This is a genomic window from Pseudomonas sp. R43(2017) (genome assembly GCF_002112345.1).
GTDB lineage: Bacteria > Pseudomonadota > Gammaproteobacteria > Pseudomonadales > Pseudomonadaceae > Aquipseudomonas > Aquipseudomonas kribbensis.
The window spans coordinates 1-19,945 of record NZ_NEHJ01000006.1 but is presented as its reverse complement, the minus strand read 5'-3'; the positions used below and the strand labels follow the sequence as shown (position 1 = coordinate 19,945).

Genomic DNA, 19,945 nt, shown 5'->3' with positions numbered 1-19,945 from the left:
GTGCTACGGGCTTCGCAGCACGGGAGTCCCTGAAGGGCCGGTCGTGGCTTTTGCCTACGCGACTGGCCCGCATCTCTATAAGACGGATGACTGAAGCAAATCCCGATGAAGGATATGAAAGTAAATGTTTCGCGACTGCAATCTCATCACGACACCGGTTGGAATCGTGGTGAGCGGATGGGCGGGATGGCTCAGCGCAGGAACGGCAGCGCTTCGGCGAGCAACAGCTCAGGCACTTCTTCAGCGAGGTAATGCCCGGCGGGCAAGGACTTGCCGCGCACGTCGGTGGCCACCTGCTGCCATTCCCTGAGTGGATCGAAGCAACGACCGACCGTGCCCTCGGCGCCCCACAGCACCAGCAGCGGCAGGCTCAGATGATGGTCAGCCGCGAGGTCGGCCCGGTCGTGTTCCAGATCGATATCGGCACTGGCCCGGTAGTCCTCGCAGATCCCACGGGCGCTGCCGGGCAGGCTCAGGCAGCGCAGGTATTCGGCGAACGCTTCGTCAGTGAACGGCTTGAGCCCGGCGCTGCGGCTGCCCATGACGCTGCGCAGATAGCCTTCGGGATCGGCCTCGATCAGGGTTTCCGGCAGCGGCGCCGGGCGGATCAGGAAAAACCAGTGCCAGTAGGCCCGGGCGAAGGCTTCGTTGGTCTGGCTGTACATTGCCAGGGTCGGCGCGATGTCCAGCAGCACCATGCGCTGCACGGCAGCAGGGTGATCGAGGGCCAGACGATGGGCGACCCGGGCGCCACGGTCGTGGGCGAGGATCGAGAACTGCGTAAAGCCCAGCGCCTTCATCAATTCCACGCCGTCGCGGGCCATCTCCCGTTTGGAATACTGGGCGTGCCGCTCATCGGCCGGTGGTCGGCTGCTGTCGCCGTAACCGCGCAGGTCGGCAGCGACCACGGTGAAATGCTCGGCCAGTTGCTCGGCGACCTTGTGCCAGATGACGTGGGTCTGCGGGTGTCCGTGCAACAGCAGCAGGCCCGGGCCGCTGCCGCCGAGGCGATAAGTGATGTCCACGCCATTGACGTGGCGCTGGTCTTTGACGAATCCGGCAAACATCGGGGGAGATCCTTTATTCAGGCGGTTGACCTGCATCCTGAAATCGCCGGGCGTTCATGACAAGGCGTGAAGTGTGGTTCGACGGTTCATGAATCGTGTTCACCCATCCCCGCGCGCGGCGCGGGAATGGAGAATCGTCGTTACTGAGCCTGCTGAAACATTTCCTTCGCCCGCTGCTCGATCTGCTCCTGGGTCAGGTCTTCCTTGCGCGTGGCCAGGAACCACAGATGCCCGTAGGGATCCTTCAACGTACCGCTGCGATCCCCGTAGAACTGATCCTTGACCTCGGACACTGCCTTCGCCCCGGCATCCAGTGCACGCTGGAACGACTTGTCGACATCGGTCACATACAGATGCAGACCGACGGACACGGCGCTGTCCGGGTTGCTCAATGGTCCCTGGTCGCACGGTGTGCCCAGCATGATCGCGCTGTCGCCGATGCGCAGTTCGCAGTGGCCGACGCGACCGTCAGGCATGCTCAGGCGCATGACTTCGGTGGCACCGAACGCCTTTTTATAGAAATCGATGGCCTCGGCGGCCTTATGGATGCCGAGATATGGGGTCACGCTGTGGTACCCCTCCGGGATGGGTTGGACGCTCATGGCGGTACTCCCTTTTTTATGAGTGACTGAAGGTTTGCCTTCGCCGGGGTTTCCGGTCGCTCAACTATAGATCCGTCGCGCAGCCATGAACGAGTAGCCGACGAGCAGTGTTCAGCCATCGACAGTGAAGCAACAGAATGCGCGGGTTTTTATCGTCAGGATCTGTTGAAAGCCGTTGAAAGCCGCGTCAGACAAGGGCTGCCAGTCAGGCACAGAAGCTGCAATGACCCGGTACAACACCGATACCGAGAGTCATCCATGTCTGAATCTTCCGTTTATCCGATCAACCCGCCGGCCGCCCATCGGATCGCCGACGACGCCGAAGCCTTGCGCGTGGCCGCACAGGCTGCCGCCGTTTTGCAGGAGCACGCCGCCGAGCGTGACCGCCACCGTGAAGTCCCTGCCGAAGTCGTCGATCTGTATTCCAACAGTGGCCTGTGGGGCATCACCGTGCCGAAGGAATACGGTGGTGCGCAGGTGTCCTGTGCGGTGCTGGCGCAGGTGATCGCGATCATTTCCGCCGCCGATCCGTCCCTCGGGCAGATCCCGCAAAACCACTACTGCCTGCTCGAGGATATTCGCCTGCAAGGCACGCCCGCACAGCAGGCGCACTTCTTTGAGCTGGCGCTGCAAGGTCATCGCTTCGCCAATGCGCTGTCGGAAACCGGCGGCAAGAATGTGCAGGACATCCAGACCACGATCCGTCGTTATGGTGACGGCTTCGTGATCAACGGCCGCAAGGGTTACTGCACCGGTTCGCTCTATGCTCACTGGCTGGCGGTGCTGGCGCTGGATGAGGAACAGAAGGGTCAGTTGGCTTTCGTCGAGCGCGGCACAAAAGGGCTGGTGATCGTCGACGACTGGGACAGCATCGGCCAGCGCACCACGTCCAGCGGCACCGTGCTGGCGGAAGATCTTCACGTGGCGCCGTTCAATCTGTTCCCGACGTACCGTTCCTACGAGAGCCCGACCCTGGCCGGGCCGTTCGCCCAGTTGACCACTGCCGCCATCGACGCCGGCATTGCCCGGGCGGCGCTGCATGACACGGTTGAGTTCGTCCGTCAGTTTGCCCGGCCATGGATCGACGCCGGGGTGGACAAGGCCAGCGAAGATCCGCTGACGATCATTCAGATCGGCGCGCTGGAAATCCGTCTGGAAGCCGCCGAAGCCTTGCTCGAACGGGCCGGTTGGGCACTCGACGCCGCGCGCCCGGCACCCGATGAAGACAACGTCGCGCTGGCCTCCCTGGCCGTGGCCAAGGCCAAAGTGCTGACCACTGAAATCGCCATCGAAGCCAGCAACAAGTTGTTCGAACTCGGTGGCACCCGTTCGACCCTGAAGAAGCACAACTTCGACCGCCACTGGCGCAACGCCCGGGTCCACACCTTGCATGACCCGGTGCGCTGGAAATACCACGTGGTCGGCAACTGGCTGCTCAACGGCGTCAAACCACCGCGTCACGACTGGTCCTGATCATGGCCGAGTGGTTCAAACACATTTACTGGGCCGACATTGCCCAGGCCTGTCTCGACACGTTAAGCATGCTCGGCGCGGCGCTGCTGTTCACGGTGTTGCTGGGCTTGCCGCTGGGGTTGCTGCTGTTTCTCACCGGCAAACGCCAGTTGCATGAAACGGTCGGCGTGTACCGGGTGCTGTCGGTGATCGTGAACATGCTGCGTTCGCTGCCGTTCATCATTTTGTTGATCGTGCTGATTCCGCTGACCACGCTGCTGGTGGGCACCTCGCTGGGTGTGCCCGGGACCATTCCGCCGCTGGTGGTCGGTTGCACACCGTTCTTTGCGCGGCTGGTGGAAACCGCGTTGCGCGAAGTCGATCGCGGCGTGGTCGAGGCAACCCAGGCCATGGGCGCCAACACCTGGCAGATCATTTGGCACACCTTGTTGCCGGAAGCCCGCGGAGGATTGCTGGCAGCGGTGACGGTCACTGCCATCGTGCTGGTGGATTACACGGCCATGGCTGGCGTGATCGGCGGCGGCGGGCTCGGCGATCTGGCGATCCGCTTCGGCTATCAGCGCTTTCAGACTGACGTGATGGTGGTCACCGTGGTGTTGCTGCTGATTCTGGTGCAAGCCCTGCAAATGACCGGTGACCGACTGGTGGCGCACTACAGCCGCCGCTGAAGAAAAAACAGTTCATCCCATAAAGGCCCCACGTCCACCCCACGACGGCCACTCAAATCTGCCTTGGAGCAAACCATGAAAAAGACCCTGGCCGTTCTGGCTGCCGTGCTGTCGTTCGGCGCTCACGCCAACGAAAAACTGATCGTCGGTGCCACCCCGGTGCCGCACGCGGAAATCCTCGAATTCGTCAAACCGACCCTGGCCAAGGAAGGCGTGGATCTGGACATCAAGGTCTTCACCGACTTCATCCAGCCCAACCAGCAACTGGCGCTGAAAAACCTCGACGCCAACTACTACCAGTACCGGCCGTTTCTCGATGATTTCAACAAGACCCGCCACACCAATCTGGTGCCGGTGGTCGGCGTGCACATCGAACCGTTTGGCGCCTACTCGACCAAGATCAAGAACATTTCGGAGCTGAAGGACGGCGCCAGTGTGTCGATCCCCAACGACCCGGTGAACACCGGTCGCGCGTTGGTGCTGTTGCATGAGGCGGGGCTCATCAAGCTCAAGGATCCGAGCAACACCCTGGCCACCCAGCGCGACATCGTCGAAAACCCCAAGCACCTGAAAATCCGTGAACTGGAAGGCGCGCTGCTGGCTCGTTCGGTGAGTCAGGTGGACCTGGCCTTCGTGTTCGCCAACTACGCGCTGGAAGCCGGGATCGACACTAACAGCGCATTGATCGTCGAGAAGGGCAAGAGCCTGTACATCGAGTTTCTGGTCGCACGTCCCGACAACATCAACGATCCGGGCCTGCAGAAACTGGCCAAGGCGTTGAACTCCGATGAAGTGCGCCAGTTCATCCTGACCCGCTACAAAGGGCAGATTGCACCGGGCTTCTGATTGTTCGATTTGACGGTTCCCACGCCGTGGGAACCGTCAATCCGGGACATCGAGAAAGTGCGCTCCCGGCCCTTGCTCGCCCAGCACATCGCCCTGGTTGCGCAGCGGGCAGGCTTCCATCGACAGGCAGCCGCAGCCGATGCAACCGGTCAGCCGATCCCGCAGCAGCATCAATTGATTGATGCGTTCATCCAGCTCCCGCCGCCACTGTTCCGACAACACTTTCCAGTCCGCTGCCGTCGGCGCGCGGTTGTCCGGCAGCTGTTTCAGTGCCTCGCCGATTTCTGCCAAGGGTATGCCCAGCCGTTGCGCCACCTTGATCAACGCCACCCGCCGCAACACTTCCCGTGGATAACGGCGCTGATTGCCGGCATTGCGCTGGCTTTTGATCAAACCTTTGGATTCATAGAAATGCAGGGCGGTGACGGCGACACCACTGCGGGCCGCGACTTCGCCGACGGTGAGTTGCCTGTGCAAGTTTTCCGCTGTGACCATTTGAAAATTGCCCCTTGACCTCTAGTTAACTCGAGGTTTTACCCTGCAGGCCTTCGAATCGCAAGATTCGCCTGACCGAGTGGGGGCGTTATGCAAGTCACAGCGAAAAACCGCAGCTTTACCCAATTGATCGAATTTGAAATCGAACCCGGCCAACAGCCGGCGCTGGTCTCGGCGCTGACTGTGCAGACCGAGCGTCTGGCCCAGCGTTACGCCGGTTTCGTCAGCGCCAGCGTTCAGGCCAGCGACGATGGCCGGCGGGTGTTGGGTTTCCTGCAATGGCAATCCCGCGAGGCGGGGGAGGCGGCGTTCCAGAGTTTCGAAACCGGCGAGCAGGATTTCTGGCAGTTGATCCGCACCCATCAGGCACGAACCGTGACCTTCGGTTCATTCCAGGTGCTGAGCAGCATCGCCCGCAGTCACGACGATGGTTTGCACTGCCAACTGGTGGGCTAGATCGACAGCTGGATCAAGCGCTCGCCCTGCAGGTTTTCCGTGGGCCGCCGCTTGTTCACTGCCAGTTCGCCGATCTTGATCAGCCGCGTGCGGGTCACGTTGCGGCTCAGGCCGAGTAGCGCGGCGGTGTGCACCTGGTTGTAGTGGCAGAAGCGATAAGCCGAACGCAGCAACGCATCCTCGACCTTTTCATGCAGGGCGCCGGCCTGTTGTTCGAAGAGTTTCTGGAAGGCGCGTTCGAGCAGCGCTTCCGGTGAGTCGTCGACGCTGCCGTGCTGATCGTCCGGACGGTCGATGCGCAGGTTCGACAGGCGCAGGTCGTCGCGCTCGATCACGCCGTTGCGGCAGATCAGCAGCGTGTGGTGGATGACGTTTTCCAGTTCGCGGATGTTGCCCGGCCAGCTGTAGCCGCGCAATTTGTGTTCGGCGCCGGGGCTGATGGTGATGCGTCCGTAACCCAGGCGCTGACTGTAGGCTTCGATGAAATGCCGGGTCAGCGGCAGGATGTCGCCGGGCCGTTCGCGCAACGGGCTCAGTTCCAGATTGACCACGTTCAGCCGGTAATACAGATCCTCACGGAAATGCCCGGCATTGATGGCTTTCTCCAGTTGCACGTTGGTCGCCGCCAGCACCCGCACATCGATGGGAATGCTCTTGCGCGACCCGAGGCGCACCACTTCGCGCTCCTGCAAGACCCGCAGCAATTTGACCTGGATCGCCATCGGCAAATCGCCGATTTCGTCGAGGAACAAGGTGCCGCCATCCGCCTCTTCGAACCACCCGGCTTTGGCGCTGAGGGCGCCGGTGAAGGCGCCTTTTTCGTGGCCGAACAATTCGGCTTCCACCAGCGATTCGGAAAACGCCCCGCAGTTGACCGCAATGAATGGCCGGTTGCGTCGGTTGCTCAGGTTGTGGATATGCCGCGCTACCAGTTCTTTGCCGGTGCCGGTTTCGCCGATGATCAGCACGCTGGCTTCGCTCGGCGCGACTTGTTGCAGATGCGCGAGCAGGGCCTGGGATTTCGGGTCTTCGAACACCTGGGCAGTGGCGCGAATCGAAGTGGCCAGGGCGGGTGAGGGCGGCAGGGTCAGCAGTTGCATGGGTCTCGCTCCACGAAAGGAAATCAGGAATAGAACGTCGGCACCGGCAGGGCCTGGTTCAGTGCCCAGTCGCCCAGCTCATGGAGTTTGTAATCCAGCGGGTCGTGCAGGGTTTGCGTGCGCAGGTTGCGCCAGTGGCGGTCGAGACGCAGCGACGCATGGGTCGAACGGGCGCCGGTGACTTCGAACAGTCGGCTGCAAATCTCCAGCCCCTGACGACTCGCGGCGACCTTGGCCGTGGCAATCGCCGTGGCCAGGTGGCCGCGTTCTTCGGCGCTGAGGTTCGGGCCTTTGGCCCATGCCTCGTCGAGCAGCGCGGCGGCGCGTTCCACCAGCAATCGGATGCCTTCGAGGGCGACCCAGAACTCGCCGTAATGGGCCAGCACATACGGGTCTTCACGCACCTCGCGCACCGAGGATTTGTGCCAGACCCGGGTTTCGCTGAGGGTGTATTGCCGCGCCTCTTCGAAGGCCCCTTCGGCGATGCCGAGAAACATGTGGGTGAACGTCAGTTGTGCGATCAACGGGCGCAAGCAGGCGAACGGGGTACTCAACGGACCCGGATCCAGCAGCAGTTCCGATTCCTCGACTCGCACCCGTTCGAACGTGGCGCTGCCGCTGTCGGTCTGGCGCTGGCCGATGTTGTTCCAGTCGTTGTGCAAAGTGATGCCGCTGCGGCCGCTGGGGATCGCCGCGATCAGCAGTTTGCCGCCGTTGCTTTCGTCCACCGCCGAGGCGATCAGCATTTGCGAATCGCTGGCGCCGGAGCAGAAGCTTTTCTTGCCGGAAAACTCGCGCCAGCCACCGAGGTCCTTGACCACGGTGCGGGTGTCCAGCGGATTGAGCGCATTGCCCCAGAACCAGTTCTGTCGCGCGGTCTGCTCAAACCACGGTTGCCATTGTTCCGGTCGGGAAAACAGGCGAACGGTAGCCAGCATCAAATGATGAAAACCAAAGACGTGGGCAATCGAGCTGTCGACTTTGGCGAACTCGCGCACGACTTCCAGTGTTTCGCTCCAGCGCGCACCGAGGCCGCCGTAACGGGTGGGAATGCTCAGGGCCAGCAGTCCGCTGTCGCGCAGGGCATCGCGCTCGGCTTTCGGCGTGCCGCCGCGCTCGTCGCGCTCGACGGCGGTCAGGGCGAACTCGGCGGCCAGTTGGCGGGCGGTCTGCAACGGGGAGAGCAGGGTGCTTTGCGGTTTGGCAGTCACTCGGTCTTCCTCAGGCGTTGGCTTTGGCGGGCAGAACATCGTTGGCGATCATTTCGCCGAACGGCCCGGTGAGGTTAGTAACGCCACGTCCGGCCAGGCTTGCATACGGCTCGGGCAGCAGCGGGAAGACCAGTTCGGCAAAACGGTAGGCCTCTTCCAGATGCGGGTAGCCGGAGAAGATGAAGCTCTCGATGCCCAGGTCCGCGTATTCCTTGATCCGCTCCGCCACCTGCTGCGGATCACCCACCAATGCAGTGCCGGCCCCGCCGCGCACCAGGCCGACGCCGGCCCACAGGTTGGGGGCGATTTCCAGGTTGTCGCGGCGCCCGTCGTGCAGGGCGGCCATGCGCCGCTGGCCTTCGGAGTCGAAGCGCGAGAAGGATTTCTGTGCAGCCTCGATGGTTTCGTCGCTGATGTGCTCGATCAGTTTGTCGGCGGCTTTCCAGGCTTCTTCGGCGGTCTCGCGCACGATCACGTGCAGGCGAATGCCGAACTTCACTTTGCGCCCGTGACGGGCGGCGCGTTCACGCACATCGGCGAGCTTTTCGGCGACGGCGGCCGGTGGTTCACCCCAGGTCAGGTACACGTCGACCTGCTCGGCGGCCAGATCGTGAGCCGCGTCGGAGGAACCGCCGAAATACAGCGGCGGGTAGGGTTTCTGCACCGGTGGATACAGGGCTTTGGCGTTCTGTACCTTCAGGTGTTTGCCTTCGAAATCCACCGCTTCGCCTTGCAACACGCGGCGCCAGATCTTGAGGAATTCGTCGGTGACCTCGTAGCGTTCGCTGTGGCTGAGGAAACTGCCGTCGCCACGGTTTTCGTCGGGGTCACCGCCGGTCACGACGTTGATCAGCAAGCGGCCGTTGGACAGTCGATCCAGGGTCGCAGCCATGCGCGCCGAGACGGTCGGCGAGATGATCCCCGGACGGATCGCCACCAGATAACGCAGGCGTTCGGTCAACGGCACCAGCGCCGAGGCGATCACCCACGAGTCTTCGCAGGATCGCCCGGTGGGAATCAGCACACCGTGGTAACCGAGGCTGTCGGCGGCTTGCGCCACTTGTTTCAGGTAATTGAGGGTGACCGGGCGCGCGCCTTGGGTGGTGCCCAGATAGTGGCCGTCGCCGTGGGTCGGCAGGAACCAGAAAACATCCATGAACAGCTCCTTAAGCAATTTTCAGCAACGGTTTGAGGTGTGCACCGAACAGCGGCGCGGCGCGTTCGGCGGCCAGACGGATGCGCGCTTTCAGCGGTTCGCTGGTGATCTGGTAGTCGGCGAAATCGGCCTCGGTGGCGTACACGCCGATCGGCAGGGTCACGGCCTGGAAGAAACTGAACAGCGGGCGCAGCTGGTGATCGAGGACCAGCGCATGGCGTTCGCTGCCACCGGTGGCGGCGAGCAGCACAGGGGTGTCGATCAGCGCATTCAGGTCGATCAGGTCGAACAGGTGCTTGAGCAGTCCCGGATAGGAACCGCGATACACCGGCGCCGCGACGATCAACAGGTCAGCCTGTTCGATGGCTTGCAGCTCGGCTTCGATTTCCGCCGGCAGTTCCTGACGCGACAGTGCGACGCCGAGCGGGCGGGCGATGTCGCCGAGTTCGATCAGATGACTCTCGACGGGCAGGTGCCCGGACAATTCGGTCAGCAGGGCCTGGGTCAGCACCAGGGTGCGCGATGGACGCCAGGTTCCGCCGGACAGGGCAACGACTTTCAATGGACGCGACATGGTCAGTTCCTTTTTCAACAGTTGCTCGGCGAGCAGTGAGTAGTCACTGGAGCAGAGCAAGCGCTGTACCAATTCCTGGAAGGCCCGTATTCCGGGGCTTTGAGCGTTGTCGGGGGCTGTGGTCCTGTGACTATCAGGTCGGTTTGTTGAACCGCTGTTGCCTGGGAAACAGTTGCTGGAGCAACAGTGCCGAACGCGATGAAGGATTTATAAGGGCTGACTGTTATTCCGTAAAAGACTGTTAATTGATATTGATAGATTGTTTTTGAATATTCGAAGCTGATCTGTCGGAAACCTGATAGCCACTATTGAGAGCGTTGATTTCTGCCGCGACGAGCCCGGGCGTAGCCTTTCTCCATCGACCCACACTGCTCGCCAGGACGCTCCCATGAATCGTTTACTGACTGTTTCTCTGATGCTCGCTGTCTCCGTTCTCGCCGGTTGCGCGAGCCACGTTTCCCCGGAACTTCGCCCTTACACGGCGGAAGAAACCCGCGAACTGGCCCTCGAAAGCCTGAACCGTCGCGGCTTGTCCTTCGAGGAATACCAGGTGAAAAAAGCCGAACTGCTCGGCCAGCCACAGAAGCCTTTCGGGTTTGATAACAAGGGTGAAATGAGCGCGGAGCGGACCATACAGCTGCACGGTCGTCCTAGCTGATCCGAAACTGTACTGCTCGAAGTTTTACCCAACTGTCCGTGGGTTTGCGCGGCGCCGTGGGATAGGGTCAACACCTGAATGACCCTGACGGACTGCCTGCCATGACCCTCTCGCTCGACCTGCTGCTGGGCTTTGCCCTGTTTGCCCTTGTCACCTCGATCACACCGGGACCAAACAACACCATGTTGCTGGCATCGGGGGTGAATTTCGGCTTCAACCGCACCATTCCCCATATGCTCGGCATTACCTGCGGTTTCTTTGTGCTGGTGGTGGCGGTGGGTTTTGGTCTGGGCGCGGTGTTCCAGACTTATCCTCTTCTTTATACGGTTCTGCGTTATGTGGGCGCGGCGTATTTGCTGTACCTGGCGTGGAAAATCGCCCATTCCGGCCCGGTCGGCGAAAGCGAATCCGGCGAGGCGAAACCGATCAGCTACCTCGGCGCAGCGGCCTTCCAGTGGGTCAATCCCAAGGCGTGGATCATGGCCATCGGTGCCATCAGTACCTACACGCCGATGCAGGGTTATTTCACCAACGTGATTGTGATTGCGGCGGTGTTCGCCATCATCAACCTGCCGAGCGTCGGCGTCTGGGCGGCGTGCGGGACCTTGCTGCGCAACGTGCTCAAGGATCGTCGCTGGTTGCGGGTGTTCAACTGGGGCATGGCGGCGCTGCTGGTGATTTCGCTGTATCCGTTACTCCTTGAAAGCTTTAGCTGACGCAGTGCTACAACCGCCGGCCCGATGCCTGTTAAAGTCGCGTTCAGGAGCGTTCCTACGCACTTTTAAATGAAGTTGTTCTTCTTTAACGGCATCCGATCAGGTATTGATGACGCTCTCGAACCCGGACGCAGCTCACAAGGCTGCGTCGTGCCGTTTGTAGACACGAGCTTCCTGATCCCGGAACACGCTCTGCGAGTCTTTTTATGAACACACGTCCGCTGTATTTCGATTACGCCGCCACCACTCCGGTGGACGAGCGGGTCATCCAGGTGATGATCGAGTGTCTGGGTTTCAACGGTAACTTCGGCAACCCGGCCTCCAGTTCCCACACCTTTGGCCAGCAGGCCCGGCAAACGGTCGAGAACGCTCGCCGGCAAGTCGCCGAACTGGTCGGCGCCCAGGCGCAACAGATTGTCTGGACCTCCGGCGCCACTGAATCCAACAACCTTGCCCTCAAGGGCGTCGCCCAGGCCCGTGGGGTGTCCGGCGGCCACATCATCACCAGTCAGATCGAACACAAGGCCATCCTCGATACCGCCCGGCAATTGCAGGATGCCGGTGTTGCCGTGACCTATCTGGTGCCGGATGCCGAGGGCCTGATCACTCCGCAAGCGGTCAGCGAAGCGATGCGCGATGACACCTTTCTGGTGTCGCTGATGCTGGTCAACAACGAACTCGGCACCGTCAACGACATCCCGGCCATCGGCGAAGTGGTGCGCGGGCGCGGGGCGTTGTTCCATGTCGATGCGGCTCAGGGCGCCGGCAAGGTCGCGATCGATCTGGCGCAATGGCCGGTGGACCTGATGTCGTTCTCGGCCCACAAACTCTATGGCCCCAAAGGCATCGGCGCGTTGTATGTCGGCCCGCGTGCGCAGCAGCGTTTGCAGGCGCAGATTCACGGTGGTGGCCACGAGGGTGGATTGCGTTCCGGGACGTTGGCGACGCACCAGATCGCCGCGATGGGCTCGGCGTTTGCCCTGGCCGCCGAGGCTTTCGATGACGAGAAGAAAACTATCGTTGCATTGCGCGAGCGTCTGCTCGAACAACTCTTGAGCCTGCCCGGCGTACGCCTCAATGGCAGCGTTACTCAACGAATTCCGCACACCTTGAGCCTGACCTTCGGCGAAGGCGAGTTCAACCCGGCGGCGCTGAGCCATTCGATCGCGTTTTCCGCGACCTCGGCCTGCAATTCCGCCAGCAATACACCGTCCCACGTTTTGCTGGCATTGGGGCACGATGCCCATCTGGCCGGCCGTACCATTCGCCTGAGCCTCGGCCGTTTCACCACCGCTGAGGACATCGACAAAGCTGTAGATCTGATCAAGACCGCCTGCGCCAGTGCTCCGGCATTCTGGGCGACAGGGCTTTAACGAGCCGGCTTCGAACGGCACCGAACAATAACGATGAAGTGATTGGCAGGAGACACGATGAGTACCCAGACTTTGACCGAAGGAACGGTTCCCCAGCGCCTGGCGCACACCCGCGAACTGATGCGTCGCGAAGGCATCCACGCTCTGCTGGTGCCGTCCGCCGACCCGCACCTGTCGGAGTACCTGCCGGGTTACTGGCAGGGGCGGCAATGGTTGTCGGGTTTCCATGGCTCGGTCGGCACCTTGATTGTCACCACCGATTTCGCCGGGGTCTGGGCTGACAGTCGTTACTGGGAACAGGCGACCAAGGAGCTCAAGGGCAGCGGCATCGAACTGGTGAAGCTGCAACCGGGTCAGCCGAGCCCGCTGGACTGGCTCGCCGAGCAGACACCGGAAGGTGGCGTGGTCGCCGTCGATGGCGCGGTAATGGCCGTGGCGTCGGCGCGGACCCTGAGCAGCAAGCTCGAAGCGCGGGGCGCCAGCCTGCGTACCGACCTCGACCTGTTGAACGAAGTCTGGAGCGACCGTCCGGGTCTGCCGAACGCGCCGATCTATCAACACTTGCCGCCGCAGGCGACCGTCAGCCGTGGCGAGAAACTCGCCCAGCTGCGTGAAACCCTGCAGGAACGCGGCGCCGACTGGCACTTCATCGCCACCCTCGACGACATCGCCTGGCTGTTCAACCTGCGTGGCGGCGATGTGTCGTTCAACCCGGTGTTCGTTTCTTTTGCCTTGATCGGTCAACAACAGGCCACGCTGTTTGTAGCCTTGAGCAAGGTCGACGCTGATCTGCGCACCGTGCTGGAAAAAGACGGCGTGACCTTGCGCGACTACAGCGAAGTCGCCGAGGCCTTGGCTGCGATCCCGAACGGCGCGAGCCTGCTGGTGGATCCGGCGCGGGTGACCAGCGGCCTGCTGGGCAACCTCGACAGTGGCGTGAAACTGGTTGAAGGCCTGAATCCGACCACATTGGCCAAATCACAAAAAAGCCCGGCGGATGCCGAGCACATTCGTCAGGCGATGGAGCAGGACGGCGCGGCGCTGTGCGAGTTCTTCACCTGGCTGGAATCGGCCTGGGGCCGCGAGCGCATTACCGAGCTGACCATTGACGAGAAACTCACGGCTGCCCGTGAGCGTCGTCCGGATTATGTGTCGCTGAGTTTCAACACCATCGCTGCATACAACGCCAACGGCGCGATGCCGCATTACCACGCCACCCCGGAAGAACACGCGGTAATCGAGGGTGACGGCTTGCTGCTGATCGACTCCGGCGGCCAATACCTGGGCGGTACCACCGACATCACACGCATGGTGGCGGTCGGCACGCCGAGCGAAGAACAGAAACGTGACTGCACCCGCGTGTTGAAGGGCGTGATTGCGTTGTCCCGTGCGCATTTCCCGAAAGGCATTCTGTCGCCGCTGCTGGATGCGATTGCCCGTGCGCCGATCTGGGCCGAGAGCGTGGATTACGGCCATGGCACCGGTCACGGCGTAGGTTATTTCCTCAATGTGCACGAAGGTCCGCAGGTGATTGCCTATCAGGCTGCGCCTGCGCCGCAAACCGCCATGCAACCGGGGATGATCACCTCCATCGAACCGGGTACTTACCGTCCGGGTCGCTGGGGTGTGCGGATCGAGAACCTGGCAATGAACGTAGTTGCCGGAAGCAGCGAGTTCGGCGAATTCCTCAAGTTCGAAACCCTGACCCTGTGCCCGATCGACACCCGTTGCCTGGAACCGTCCTTGCTCACGCAGGAAGAGAAGCAGTGGTTCAACGCCTATCACGCCGAAGTGCGCGAGCGTTTGAGCCCGTTGCTCAGCGGTGAGGCGCTGGCGTGGCTGAACACGCGTACTGCCGCTATTTGATGGGTTGAAGCTCGGGTGCTGTTGCCAGCGCCCGGGTCATGTGCTCGACAAACGCGTTGACCCTGGCGGACTGGCGACGGTTCGCCGGGGACACCGCGTGTATCGGCAGTGATCGGGTCTGGTAGTCCTGCAACAGGGCAACCACTCGACCGGCCTTCAAGTCCTCGCTGAACAGCCAGACCGGTGACAGCGAAATCCCCAATCCCCCCAGGACCATTTCGCGGATCGCCTCGGAGTTGTTGCTCTGGGCGTTGCCTTTGATGCGCACCTCGTGGCGCTGGCCGTCCTTTTCGTAAGTCCACAGGTTTTGCGATTCGAGCAGGTTGAATTGCAGGCAGTTGTGCTGCGCCAGATCCTGCGGCGATTGCGGATGTTCGTGGCGTTGCAGATAAACAGGTGCTGCGACGGTGACACGATGTGTGGTGCCGATGCGCCGGGCGATCATGCCACTGTCGTTCAATTCTCCGATGCGCAGGCTTACATCCAGGCCTTCGCTGACCAGATCCAGGTTCTGGTCGTTCAGGTGCAGGTCGATCTGAACCTGTGGGTATAGCTTGAGAAAATCGGGGAGTCTTGGAGCGATCTGCAGGCGGCCGAAGCTGACTGACGAGCCGATGCGTAACGCCCCGGCGACTGTTTCGCGGCCAGACTGAAAACTGTGTTCGGCAGCATCCACCGCTGCAAGAATATTCCGGCATTCGTTGTAGTACCGCTGACCTTCATCGGTCAGCGACAGCTTGCGCGTACTGCGGGCAATCAGCTTGCCGCCCAGTTGGGTTTCCAGGGCGCGCAGAACCTTGCTGATGGTGGGTTGGGTGGTCCGCAACTCCCGGGCCACGGCGGAAAAACTGCCGCGCTCGACCACCCGGACGAAGATTGCCATTGCGTTGAGCTTGTCCACGAAGCGCCTCATTCATGCCAGATTGGCATGATCACTATAGTCATTCGGTGTCTTATCGGCATGGTTAGGTTGGGAGAACATGGCTTCACTTTCTCCCACAGGAATGACCGAAATGACTGACTCACTGCACATGAATGCCCTGATAGTGGACGCCGCCAATGGGCCGCTACGCTTGGTTTCCCTTGAACGCCCCGTGGCGGGTGCCGGGCAGGTATTGGTGCGGATCAAGGCCAGTGGTGTGAATCCGCTGGATCTGAAAATTCGTGCCGGGCAGGCCGCCCATGCTCGACAGCCGTTGCCGGCAGTGCTGGGGCTGGATCTGGCGGGTGTGATTGAAGCGGTGGGCGAGGGTGTGCCGGGCTGGGTGCCGGGCGATGAGGTTTATGCGTTGGCGACCGGCATTGGCGGCGTGCAGGGTTCGCTGGCGGAATTTGCGGTGGTTGATGCGCGGCTTCTTGCGCGTAAGCCGGTCAATCTGAGCATGCGTGAGGCCGCAGGGTTACCGCTGGTGCTGATTACGGCGTGGGAAGGCTTGGTGGATCGGGCACGGGTGAGTGCCGGGAAAAAAGTATTGATTCACGGTGGGGCGGGTGGCGTCGGGCATGTGGCGGTGCAAATTGCCCGCTCGTTTGGTGCCGAGGTTTTTGCGACAGGTTCCGCAGGGCAACGCGAGATCATTGAAGGTTATGGTGCGACGTTCATTGATTACCGTGAAATGTCGGTTGACGACTATGTCCGCGAGTACACGGCCGGGGAGGGGTTTGACATCGTTTACGACACGGTGGGCGGCGAAACGCTGGATGCGTCCTTCAAGGCTGCGCTTATCTACCACGGGCATGTCCTGAGTTGCCTGGGCTGGGGGCAGCATAGTCTGGCGCCGCTGTCATTCCGGGGGGCGACCTACTCTGGCGTGTTTACCTTGATGCCTCTGCTGACTGGAAAGGGTGGCGAGCATCATGGCGAGATCTTGCACCAGGCTGCCTTGTTGATTGAAGCCGGAGAGGTGAAGCCGCTGCTTGATGCGCGTCGTTTTACGCTTGAATCAGCCGGCGAGGCCCATGAGCTGCTTTCATCGAAAGCAGCCCGGGGACGTCTGGTGGTAGAGATCTAGCGCAGGGCTTCTTCAACGAAGTCGAGCCGGTCCTGACCGAAGAACAACTGATTATCGATGAACATGCTCGGTGCACCGAAAACGCCACGTTTCACGGCTGTCTCGGTGTTGTCCTTGAGGGCAGTCTTGACCGCTTCATCATTGGTCAATGCCAGTACCTGCTCAGGATTGAAGCCATGTTCGGTCAGCACCGCTGCAACCGTTGCCGGTTCATCGAGGCTGCGACCCTCAACCCACAACGCTTTGAACAGGCAGTCGATGAACGCCTGGAAGCGCTCCGGGTGGCGCAATTGAATGCCGGTCACCGCCCGCATCAGCATCAGGGTGTTGATCGGAAAGTGCGGGTTGAATTTCAGGGGGACGCCGTAGCGCTTGGCGTAGCGGTCCAGGTCCTGAAACATGTAGCGGCCCTTGGGCGGGATCATCGCCGGTGAGGCGTTGCCGGTGGCCTTGAATACGCCGCCCAGCAGCATCGGAATATAAATCAGCTGGCTGCCGGTCTTGGCGCAGATTCCTGGCAGCTGGGTGTACGCCAGATAGGTGGCGGGGCTGCCGAGGTCGAAGTAGAACTCCACGGTTTTGCTCATGATCGCTGCACTCATTGTTGTTATTGGGAGGGGTTACCAGCGTTCGTTCCAGGGGCGCAGATCCAGCTCGAAAGTCCAGGCGTCCCTTGGCTGGCTGTGCAGGTACCAATAGTTCTCGGCGATGTGCTCGGGATTGAGAATACCGTCCTGATCCTTGGTGGCGTACTTGTCGGGGAAATTGCTGCGGATGAAGTCGGTGTCGATGGCGCCGTCGACCACGATGTGGGCGACGTGAATGTTCATAGGGCCCAGTTCCCGGGCCATGCTTTGCGCCAGTGCGCGGATGCCATGTTTGGCGCCGGCGAATGCGGCAAAACCGGAAGCGCCACGCAGCCCGGCGGTAGCACCGGTGAACAGAATGGTGCCGCGCTGGCGCGTGACCATGCGCTTGGCGACTTCGCGGGCATTGAGGAATCCGGAGAAACAGGCCATTTCCCAGATCTTGAAATACTTGCGTGCCGTTTCTTCGAGAATGCTGCAAGGCACATTGGCGCCGATGTTGAAAACGAATGCTTCGATCGGACCGAGGCGGGTTTCGATATCTTCGATCAGCGCAATCACGTCTTCTTCCTTGCGCGCGTCGCAGGCAAAACCGTGGGCTTCGCCGCCTTCTGCCTGGATGGCTTCCACCAATGGCTGCAATTTGTCGGCACTGCGACGTGTGACGCAAGCGATGAAACCTTCTTTGGCGAACCGCTTGGCGATGGCGCCGCCCGTGGCATCACCAGCACCGACAACCAATACGACCTTCTTGTTATTCATGGGTGGATCCCTTTAGTAAACGATCGTTAAGTGAACGAACGTTATGCTAGGATTTGCCCAGCGTCAAGGCAGTCCATTGCGAGGGCAAATACATGCGGTACTCCGCCGGTCACAAGCTTGAAACCAAAGAAAAGCTACTGCAAAGCAGCTCGCTGTCTGCAAAAAAAGCCGGGTTTTCAACCATGGGCGTCGACGGACTGATGAAGGCGATCGGCCTCAGTGGCGCGGCTTTCTACAGCCATTTCTCATCCAAGGACGCGTTATTCGCGGCTATTGTCGAGCGCGAGTTGTGCCAGAGCCTGGAGCGGCTGGGCGGGCGGGGTGAGCAGGATCGCGAACGGTTGGAGCGGTGCCTGAAGCTGTATTTGAGCATGGCTCATGTCGAGCAACCTGAGCTGGGTTGCGCGTTACCGGCATTGGGCGCCGAGATTGCGCGCTCGGATGTTGTTGTGCGGGAACAGGCGGAGCTGTGGATTTGTCGGCTTCAGGAAAGTTGGGCGCAGATTCTGGAGAGCGACAGCCTGGCCTGGGCGATTCTGTCGCAATGTGTCGGGGCATTGGTGGTGGCGCGGATGTTGGCATCCCCGCAGATTCAGCAGCGGGTGCTCGAATCCAGTCACGAAGAGATTGGCCGCCAGCTCGCTGTTCAGCGAGCACAATAGCGGCGGTAGCTTATTTGCAGATAACGATCATGCTTCGGCTGGTATAGCCGGCGGGGTTGAGGCCGAAGGGATAATCACCCGGCTCCTCCACCGCATCCCCGGATTTTGCGATGACTTTGTAACCCTTCGGCGCGCAGGAGTTGGCGGCACTGGTGTAGCACTTGTCCCAGGAGGATGAAAGTCCTGAACAGTTGATGTGCAGCCCTTTTTTGCCGTGCTTTACCTGAGCCTTGGAGGTCGCCGCGCATCCCGAAATGGCGAGTATGGCGATCAGTATCAAAATTCGTTTCATTACCGTCCTTATGGCGGCCTCGAGTCTGGCGCTCGGGTCTGCCTGCATTCGCTCTCGCTTGACGCGTTCCGATGTCCCTATCCGAAAAAAGTCCATATCTGGCGCTGAGTTGCGAGGCTAAACATGGCCTAAATGAGCGGCAAATGCCAGACCTTCGTTACAACCGCTCTCAATCCGCCGCAATCACGGGCTTGGCATGACTGCCCATGGTCATCGTTGCACCGACCGAAGCCAGAATAATGCAGAGGATGGCCATCCATTGTGACAAGGAGAGATATTCCTGCAGGAACAGCAGCCCCGATAGCGCACCAAATGCAGGTTCGATACTCATCAGCGTACCGAAAGTACGAGCGGGCATACGGGTGAGGGCGACCATTTCCAGGGTGTAGGGCAGGGCGGTGGAAAGTATTGCGACACCAATGGCTATCGGGATCAATGACGGCGTCAGCAATGCGGCGCCGGCGTGGACGATGCCGATGGGGGCGACGAACAGTGCTGCGATCATCACGCCCAGTGCCGCCGTCGTCACGCCGTTGTCAGCGCCGGCCTTCTGACCAAAGAGAATGTAAAGTGCCCAGCAAACACCAGCACCCAGCGCATAGGCCACACCGGTAAGGTCGAGACCAGCTGTCGCTGCACCTGTTGGTATCAATAGCAGCAATCCGACGGCGGCAAGGGCAATCCAGAGAAAGTCGATTGCACGACGGGACGCGTAGATGGCGACGGCCAGCGGCCCGGTGAACTCCAGCGCAACCGCAATGCCGAGCGGGACGGTACGCAAGGACATATAGAAGAGGAAGTTCATGCCGCCCAGCGCCATACCGTACACGATCACGGTTCGTAGCGATCTGGCCGTCAGCTTTGCCCTCCAGGGTCTCAGCAATAGCAGCATGATCACACTGGCGAACATCAGGCGTAGCGTTGTTGTGCCTTGGGCGCCCACGATGGGGAACATGCTTTTGGCCAGAGACGCGCCTGACTGGATCGATGCCATGGCGATCAATATCAGGCCAACCGGAAACAGGATGGATACAAGACTGCGGGGTTGGTCGTTCATTGCGTGGCATCGTCCGATAGTAAAGGCAGTAGAAGGCACTAACTGAGTGATGGGCAATATACTGCGCATTCGCTGGTGTTGCGTCTATATATAAGCGGGCTTTTTGATTCGGCTGATAGAAAAACCAAATTAAGGGTTGACGGCAGATTCTGAGTCTCTATAATTCGCCCCACTTCCGGCGCAGTCGAAACGGAAAACTCCTTGAGATTCAATGAGTTATGTAGGTTTCGATGGCGGATTGCTTCAGATCATCGAAGCCTGGAAGGAGTTGGAAATGCCGGTTTGTCTGGCGCTTTCAACGGTTCGGTCTTC

General features: G+C 60.8%; 22 protein-coding genes. 10 read left to right on the top strand and 12 right to left on the bottom strand.

Annotated elements, in window-relative coordinates; genetic code table 11:
• Positions 1-191 precede the first annotated feature (191 nt).
• Positions 192-1,067, bottom strand: coding sequence for an alpha/beta fold hydrolase (locus CAG02_RS17780; protein WP_085710696.1), 876 nt, complete (start codon positions 1,065-1,067; stop codon positions 192-194).
• 140 nt (positions 1,068-1,207) lie between these two features.
• Complete coding sequence (locus CAG02_RS17775) at positions 1,208-1,669, bottom strand: VOC family protein (RefSeq protein ID WP_085710695.1); 462 nt, start codon at positions 1,667-1,669, stop codon at positions 1,208-1,210.
• Positions 1,670-1,927: 258 nt separating this feature from the next.
• On the opposite strand from CAG02_RS17775, the gene CAG02_RS17770 reads away from it, so the two are divergent.
• From CAG02_RS17770 to CAG02_RS17760, 3 genes are all read left to right on the top strand, one after another.
• On the top strand, positions 1,928-3,142 hold the full coding sequence (locus CAG02_RS17770; RefSeq protein WP_085710694.1) for an SfnB family sulfur acquisition oxidoreductase: 1,215 nt from the start codon (positions 1,928-1,930) through the stop codon (positions 3,140-3,142).
• A 2-nt stretch (positions 3,143-3,144) separates the two neighbouring features.
• Complete coding sequence (locus CAG02_RS17765; protein ID WP_085710693.1) at positions 3,145-3,810, top strand: methionine ABC transporter permease; 666 nt, start codon at positions 3,145-3,147, stop codon at positions 3,808-3,810.
• Between the two features lie 75 nt (positions 3,811-3,885).
• Positions 3,886-4,656 (top strand): MetQ/NlpA family ABC transporter substrate-binding protein, encoded by a 771-nt coding sequence (locus CAG02_RS17760; RefSeq protein ID WP_085710692.1) that lies wholly within the window; start codon positions 3,886-3,888, stop codon positions 4,654-4,656.
• A 36-nt stretch (positions 4,657-4,692) separates the two neighbouring features.
• On the opposite strand, the gene soxR is transcribed toward CAG02_RS17760, so the two are convergent.
• Positions 4,693-5,151, bottom strand: a complete 459-nt coding sequence (gene soxR, locus CAG02_RS17755; protein WP_085710691.1) for a redox-sensitive transcriptional activator SoxR — start codon at positions 5,149-5,151, stop codon at positions 4,693-4,695.
• Between the two features lie 90 nt (positions 5,152-5,241).
• On the opposite strand from soxR, the gene CAG02_RS17750 reads away from it, so the two are divergent.
• A complete protein-coding gene (locus CAG02_RS17750) occupies positions 5,242-5,607 on the top strand; it encodes an antibiotic biosynthesis monooxygenase (protein ID WP_085710690.1) in 366 nt (121 codons plus the stop codon).
• On the opposite strand, the gene CAG02_RS17745 is transcribed toward CAG02_RS17750, so the two are convergent.
• Genes CAG02_RS17745 through msuE form a run of 4 tightly spaced genes read right to left on the bottom strand, consistent with a single transcriptional unit; the run spans position 5,604 to position 9,648 of the window.
• The gene (locus tag CAG02_RS17745) at positions 5,604-6,707 is read right to left on the bottom strand and encodes a sigma-54-dependent Fis family transcriptional regulator (RefSeq protein WP_085710689.1); all 1,104 of its coding nucleotides are present in this window, start codon (positions 6,705-6,707) and stop codon (positions 5,604-5,606) included. The two genes, CAG02_RS17750 and CAG02_RS17745, sit on opposite strands and share 4 nt — an antisense overlap.
• Positions 6,708-6,730: 23 nt before the next feature.
• Positions 6,731-7,918, bottom strand: a complete 1,188-nt coding sequence (locus CAG02_RS17740) for an acyl-CoA dehydrogenase family protein (protein ID WP_085710688.1) — start codon at positions 7,916-7,918, stop codon at positions 6,731-6,733.
• 10 nt (positions 7,919-7,928) lie between these two features.
• The gene (gene ssuD, locus CAG02_RS17735) at positions 7,929-9,074 is read right to left on the bottom strand and encodes an FMNH2-dependent alkanesulfonate monooxygenase (RefSeq protein ID WP_085710687.1); all 1,146 of its coding nucleotides are present in this window, start codon (positions 9,072-9,074) and stop codon (positions 7,929-7,931) included.
• Between the two features lie 10 nt (positions 9,075-9,084).
• On the bottom strand, positions 9,085-9,648 hold the full coding sequence (gene msuE / locus CAG02_RS17730) for an FMN reductase (protein WP_085711013.1): 564 nt from the start codon (positions 9,646-9,648) through the stop codon (positions 9,085-9,087).
• A 388-nt stretch (positions 9,649-10,036) separates the two neighbouring features.
• Between msuE and CAG02_RS17725 the strand changes: the two genes are divergently transcribed.
• The 4 genes from CAG02_RS17725 to CAG02_RS17710 all read left to right on the top strand — a co-directional run bounded on the left by CAG02_RS17725 (position 10,037) and on the right by CAG02_RS17710 (position 14,261).
• On the top strand, positions 10,037-10,306 hold the full coding sequence (locus CAG02_RS17725) for a hypothetical protein (RefSeq protein WP_085710686.1): 270 nt from the start codon (positions 10,037-10,039) through the stop codon (positions 10,304-10,306).
• Positions 10,307-10,407: 101 nt separating this feature from the next.
• Entirely contained in the window at positions 10,408-11,022 is a 615-nt protein-coding gene (locus tag CAG02_RS17720) for a LysE family translocator (protein WP_085710685.1), read from the top strand.
• A 206-nt stretch (positions 11,023-11,228) separates the two neighbouring features.
• Positions 11,229-12,395 carry an aminotransferase class V-fold PLP-dependent enzyme gene (locus CAG02_RS17715; RefSeq protein WP_085710684.1) on the top strand — a complete coding sequence of 389 codons (1,167 nt, stop codon included), beginning with the start codon at positions 11,229-11,231 and terminating at the stop codon, positions 12,393-12,395.
• A 57-nt stretch (positions 12,396-12,452) separates the two neighbouring features.
• Positions 12,453-14,261, top strand: a complete 1,809-nt coding sequence (locus CAG02_RS17710) for an aminopeptidase P family protein (RefSeq protein ID WP_085710683.1) — start codon at positions 12,453-12,455, stop codon at positions 14,259-14,261.
• Here the strand turns inward: CAG02_RS17710 and CAG02_RS17705 are convergent.
• On the bottom strand, positions 14,254-15,162 hold the full coding sequence (locus CAG02_RS17705) for a LysR family transcriptional regulator (protein ID WP_085710682.1): 909 nt from the start codon (positions 15,160-15,162) through the stop codon (positions 14,254-14,256). The genes CAG02_RS17710 and CAG02_RS17705 overlap by 8 nt on opposite strands.
• A 112-nt stretch (positions 15,163-15,274) precedes the next feature.
• Between CAG02_RS17705 and CAG02_RS17700 the strand changes: the two genes are divergently transcribed.
• Complete coding sequence (locus CAG02_RS17700; RefSeq protein ID WP_085710681.1) at positions 15,275-16,273, top strand: zinc-dependent alcohol dehydrogenase family protein; 999 nt, start codon at positions 15,275-15,277, stop codon at positions 16,271-16,273.
• On the opposite strand, the gene CAG02_RS17695 is transcribed toward CAG02_RS17700, so the two are convergent.
• Both CAG02_RS17695 and CAG02_RS17690 read right to left on the bottom strand, forming a co-directional pair.
• The gene (locus tag CAG02_RS17695) at positions 16,270-16,860 is read right to left on the bottom strand and encodes a 2-hydroxychromene-2-carboxylate isomerase (RefSeq protein ID WP_085710680.1); all 591 of its coding nucleotides are present in this window, start codon (positions 16,858-16,860) and stop codon (positions 16,270-16,272) included. The genes CAG02_RS17700 and CAG02_RS17695 overlap by 4 nt on opposite strands.
• A gap of 33 nt (positions 16,861-16,893) precedes the next feature.
• A complete protein-coding gene (locus CAG02_RS17690) occupies positions 16,894-17,622 on the bottom strand; it encodes an SDR family oxidoreductase (RefSeq protein WP_085710679.1) in 729 nt (242 codons plus the stop codon).
• A gap of 92 nt (positions 17,623-17,714) precedes the next feature.
• Between CAG02_RS17690 and CAG02_RS17685 the strand changes: the two genes are divergently transcribed.
• On the top strand, positions 17,715-18,284 hold the full coding sequence (locus CAG02_RS17685; RefSeq protein ID WP_085710678.1) for a TetR/AcrR family transcriptional regulator: 570 nt from the start codon (positions 17,715-17,717) through the stop codon (positions 18,282-18,284).
• Between the two features lie 10 nt (positions 18,285-18,294).
• Here CAG02_RS17685 and CAG02_RS17680 read toward each other — a convergent pair whose 3' ends face one another.
• Together CAG02_RS17680 and rhtA are read right to left on the bottom strand one after the other, a co-directional pair.
• Positions 18,295-18,576 carry a hypothetical protein gene (locus CAG02_RS17680; RefSeq protein ID WP_085711012.1) on the bottom strand — a complete coding sequence of 94 codons (282 nt, stop codon included), beginning with the start codon at positions 18,574-18,576 and terminating at the stop codon, positions 18,295-18,297.
• A 169-nt stretch (positions 18,577-18,745) separates the two neighbouring features.
• Entirely contained in the window at positions 18,746-19,633 is an 888-nt protein-coding gene (rhtA, locus tag CAG02_RS17675; protein ID WP_085710677.1) for a threonine/homoserine exporter RhtA, read from the bottom strand.
• Positions 19,634-19,945: the final 312 nt, after the last annotated feature.

Coding starts and splice junctions, on each gene's coding strand:
- ssuD (WP_085710687.1), bottom strand. CDS start 9,074: ATGGATGTTTTCTGGTTCCTGCCGACCCACGGCGACGGCCACTATCTG.
- CAG02_RS17690 (WP_085710679.1), bottom strand. CDS start 17,622: ATGAATAACAAGAAGGTCGTATTGGTTGTCGGTGCTGGTGATGCCACG.
- CAG02_RS17765 (WP_085710693.1), top strand. CDS start 3,145: ATGGCCGAGTGGTTCAAACACATTTACTGGGCCGACATTGCCCAGGCC.
- CAG02_RS17725 (WP_085710686.1), top strand. CDS start 10,037: ATGAATCGTTTACTGACTGTTTCTCTGATGCTCGCTGTCTCCGTTCTC.
- CAG02_RS17780 (WP_085710696.1), bottom strand. CDS start 1,067: ATGTTTGCCGGATTCGTCAAAGACCAGCGCCACGTCAATGGCGTGGAC.
- CAG02_RS17685 (WP_085710678.1), top strand. CDS start 17,715: ATGCGGTACTCCGCCGGTCACAAGCTTGAAACCAAAGAAAAGCTACTG.
- CAG02_RS17760 (WP_085710692.1), top strand. CDS start 3,886: ATGAAAAAGACCCTGGCCGTTCTGGCTGCCGTGCTGTCGTTCGGCGCT.
- CAG02_RS17720 (WP_085710685.1), top strand. CDS start 10,408: ATGACCCTCTCGCTCGACCTGCTGCTGGGCTTTGCCCTGTTTGCCCTT.
- soxR (WP_085710691.1), bottom strand. CDS start 5,151: ATGGTCACAGCGGAAAACTTGCACAGGCAACTCACCGTCGGCGAAGTC.
- CAG02_RS17700 (WP_085710681.1), top strand. CDS start 15,275: ATGACTGACTCACTGCACATGAATGCCCTGATAGTGGACGCCGCCAAT.
- CAG02_RS17680 (WP_085711012.1), bottom strand. CDS start 18,576: ATGAAACGAATTTTGATACTGATCGCCATACTCGCCATTTCGGGATGC.
- CAG02_RS17710 (WP_085710683.1), top strand. CDS start 12,453: ATGAGTACCCAGACTTTGACCGAAGGAACGGTTCCCCAGCGCCTGGCG.
- CAG02_RS17695 (WP_085710680.1), bottom strand. CDS start 16,860: ATGAGCAAAACCGTGGAGTTCTACTTCGACCTCGGCAGCCCCGCCACC.
- CAG02_RS17715 (WP_085710684.1), top strand. CDS start 11,229: ATGAACACACGTCCGCTGTATTTCGATTACGCCGCCACCACTCCGGTG.
- CAG02_RS17770 (WP_085710694.1), top strand. CDS start 1,928: ATGTCTGAATCTTCCGTTTATCCGATCAACCCGCCGGCCGCCCATCGG.
- CAG02_RS17745 (WP_085710689.1), bottom strand. CDS start 6,707: ATGCAACTGCTGACCCTGCCGCCCTCACCCGCCCTGGCCACTTCGATT.
- CAG02_RS17775 (WP_085710695.1), bottom strand. CDS start 1,669: ATGAGCGTCCAACCCATCCCGGAGGGGTACCACAGCGTGACCCCATAT.
- CAG02_RS17750 (WP_085710690.1), top strand. CDS start 5,242: ATGCAAGTCACAGCGAAAAACCGCAGCTTTACCCAATTGATCGAATTT.
- msuE (WP_085711013.1), bottom strand. CDS start 9,648: ATGTCGCGTCCATTGAAAGTCGTTGCCCTGTCCGGCGGAACCTGGCGT.
- rhtA (WP_085710677.1), bottom strand. CDS start 19,633: ATGAACGACCAACCCCGCAGTCTTGTATCCATCCTGTTTCCGGTTGGC.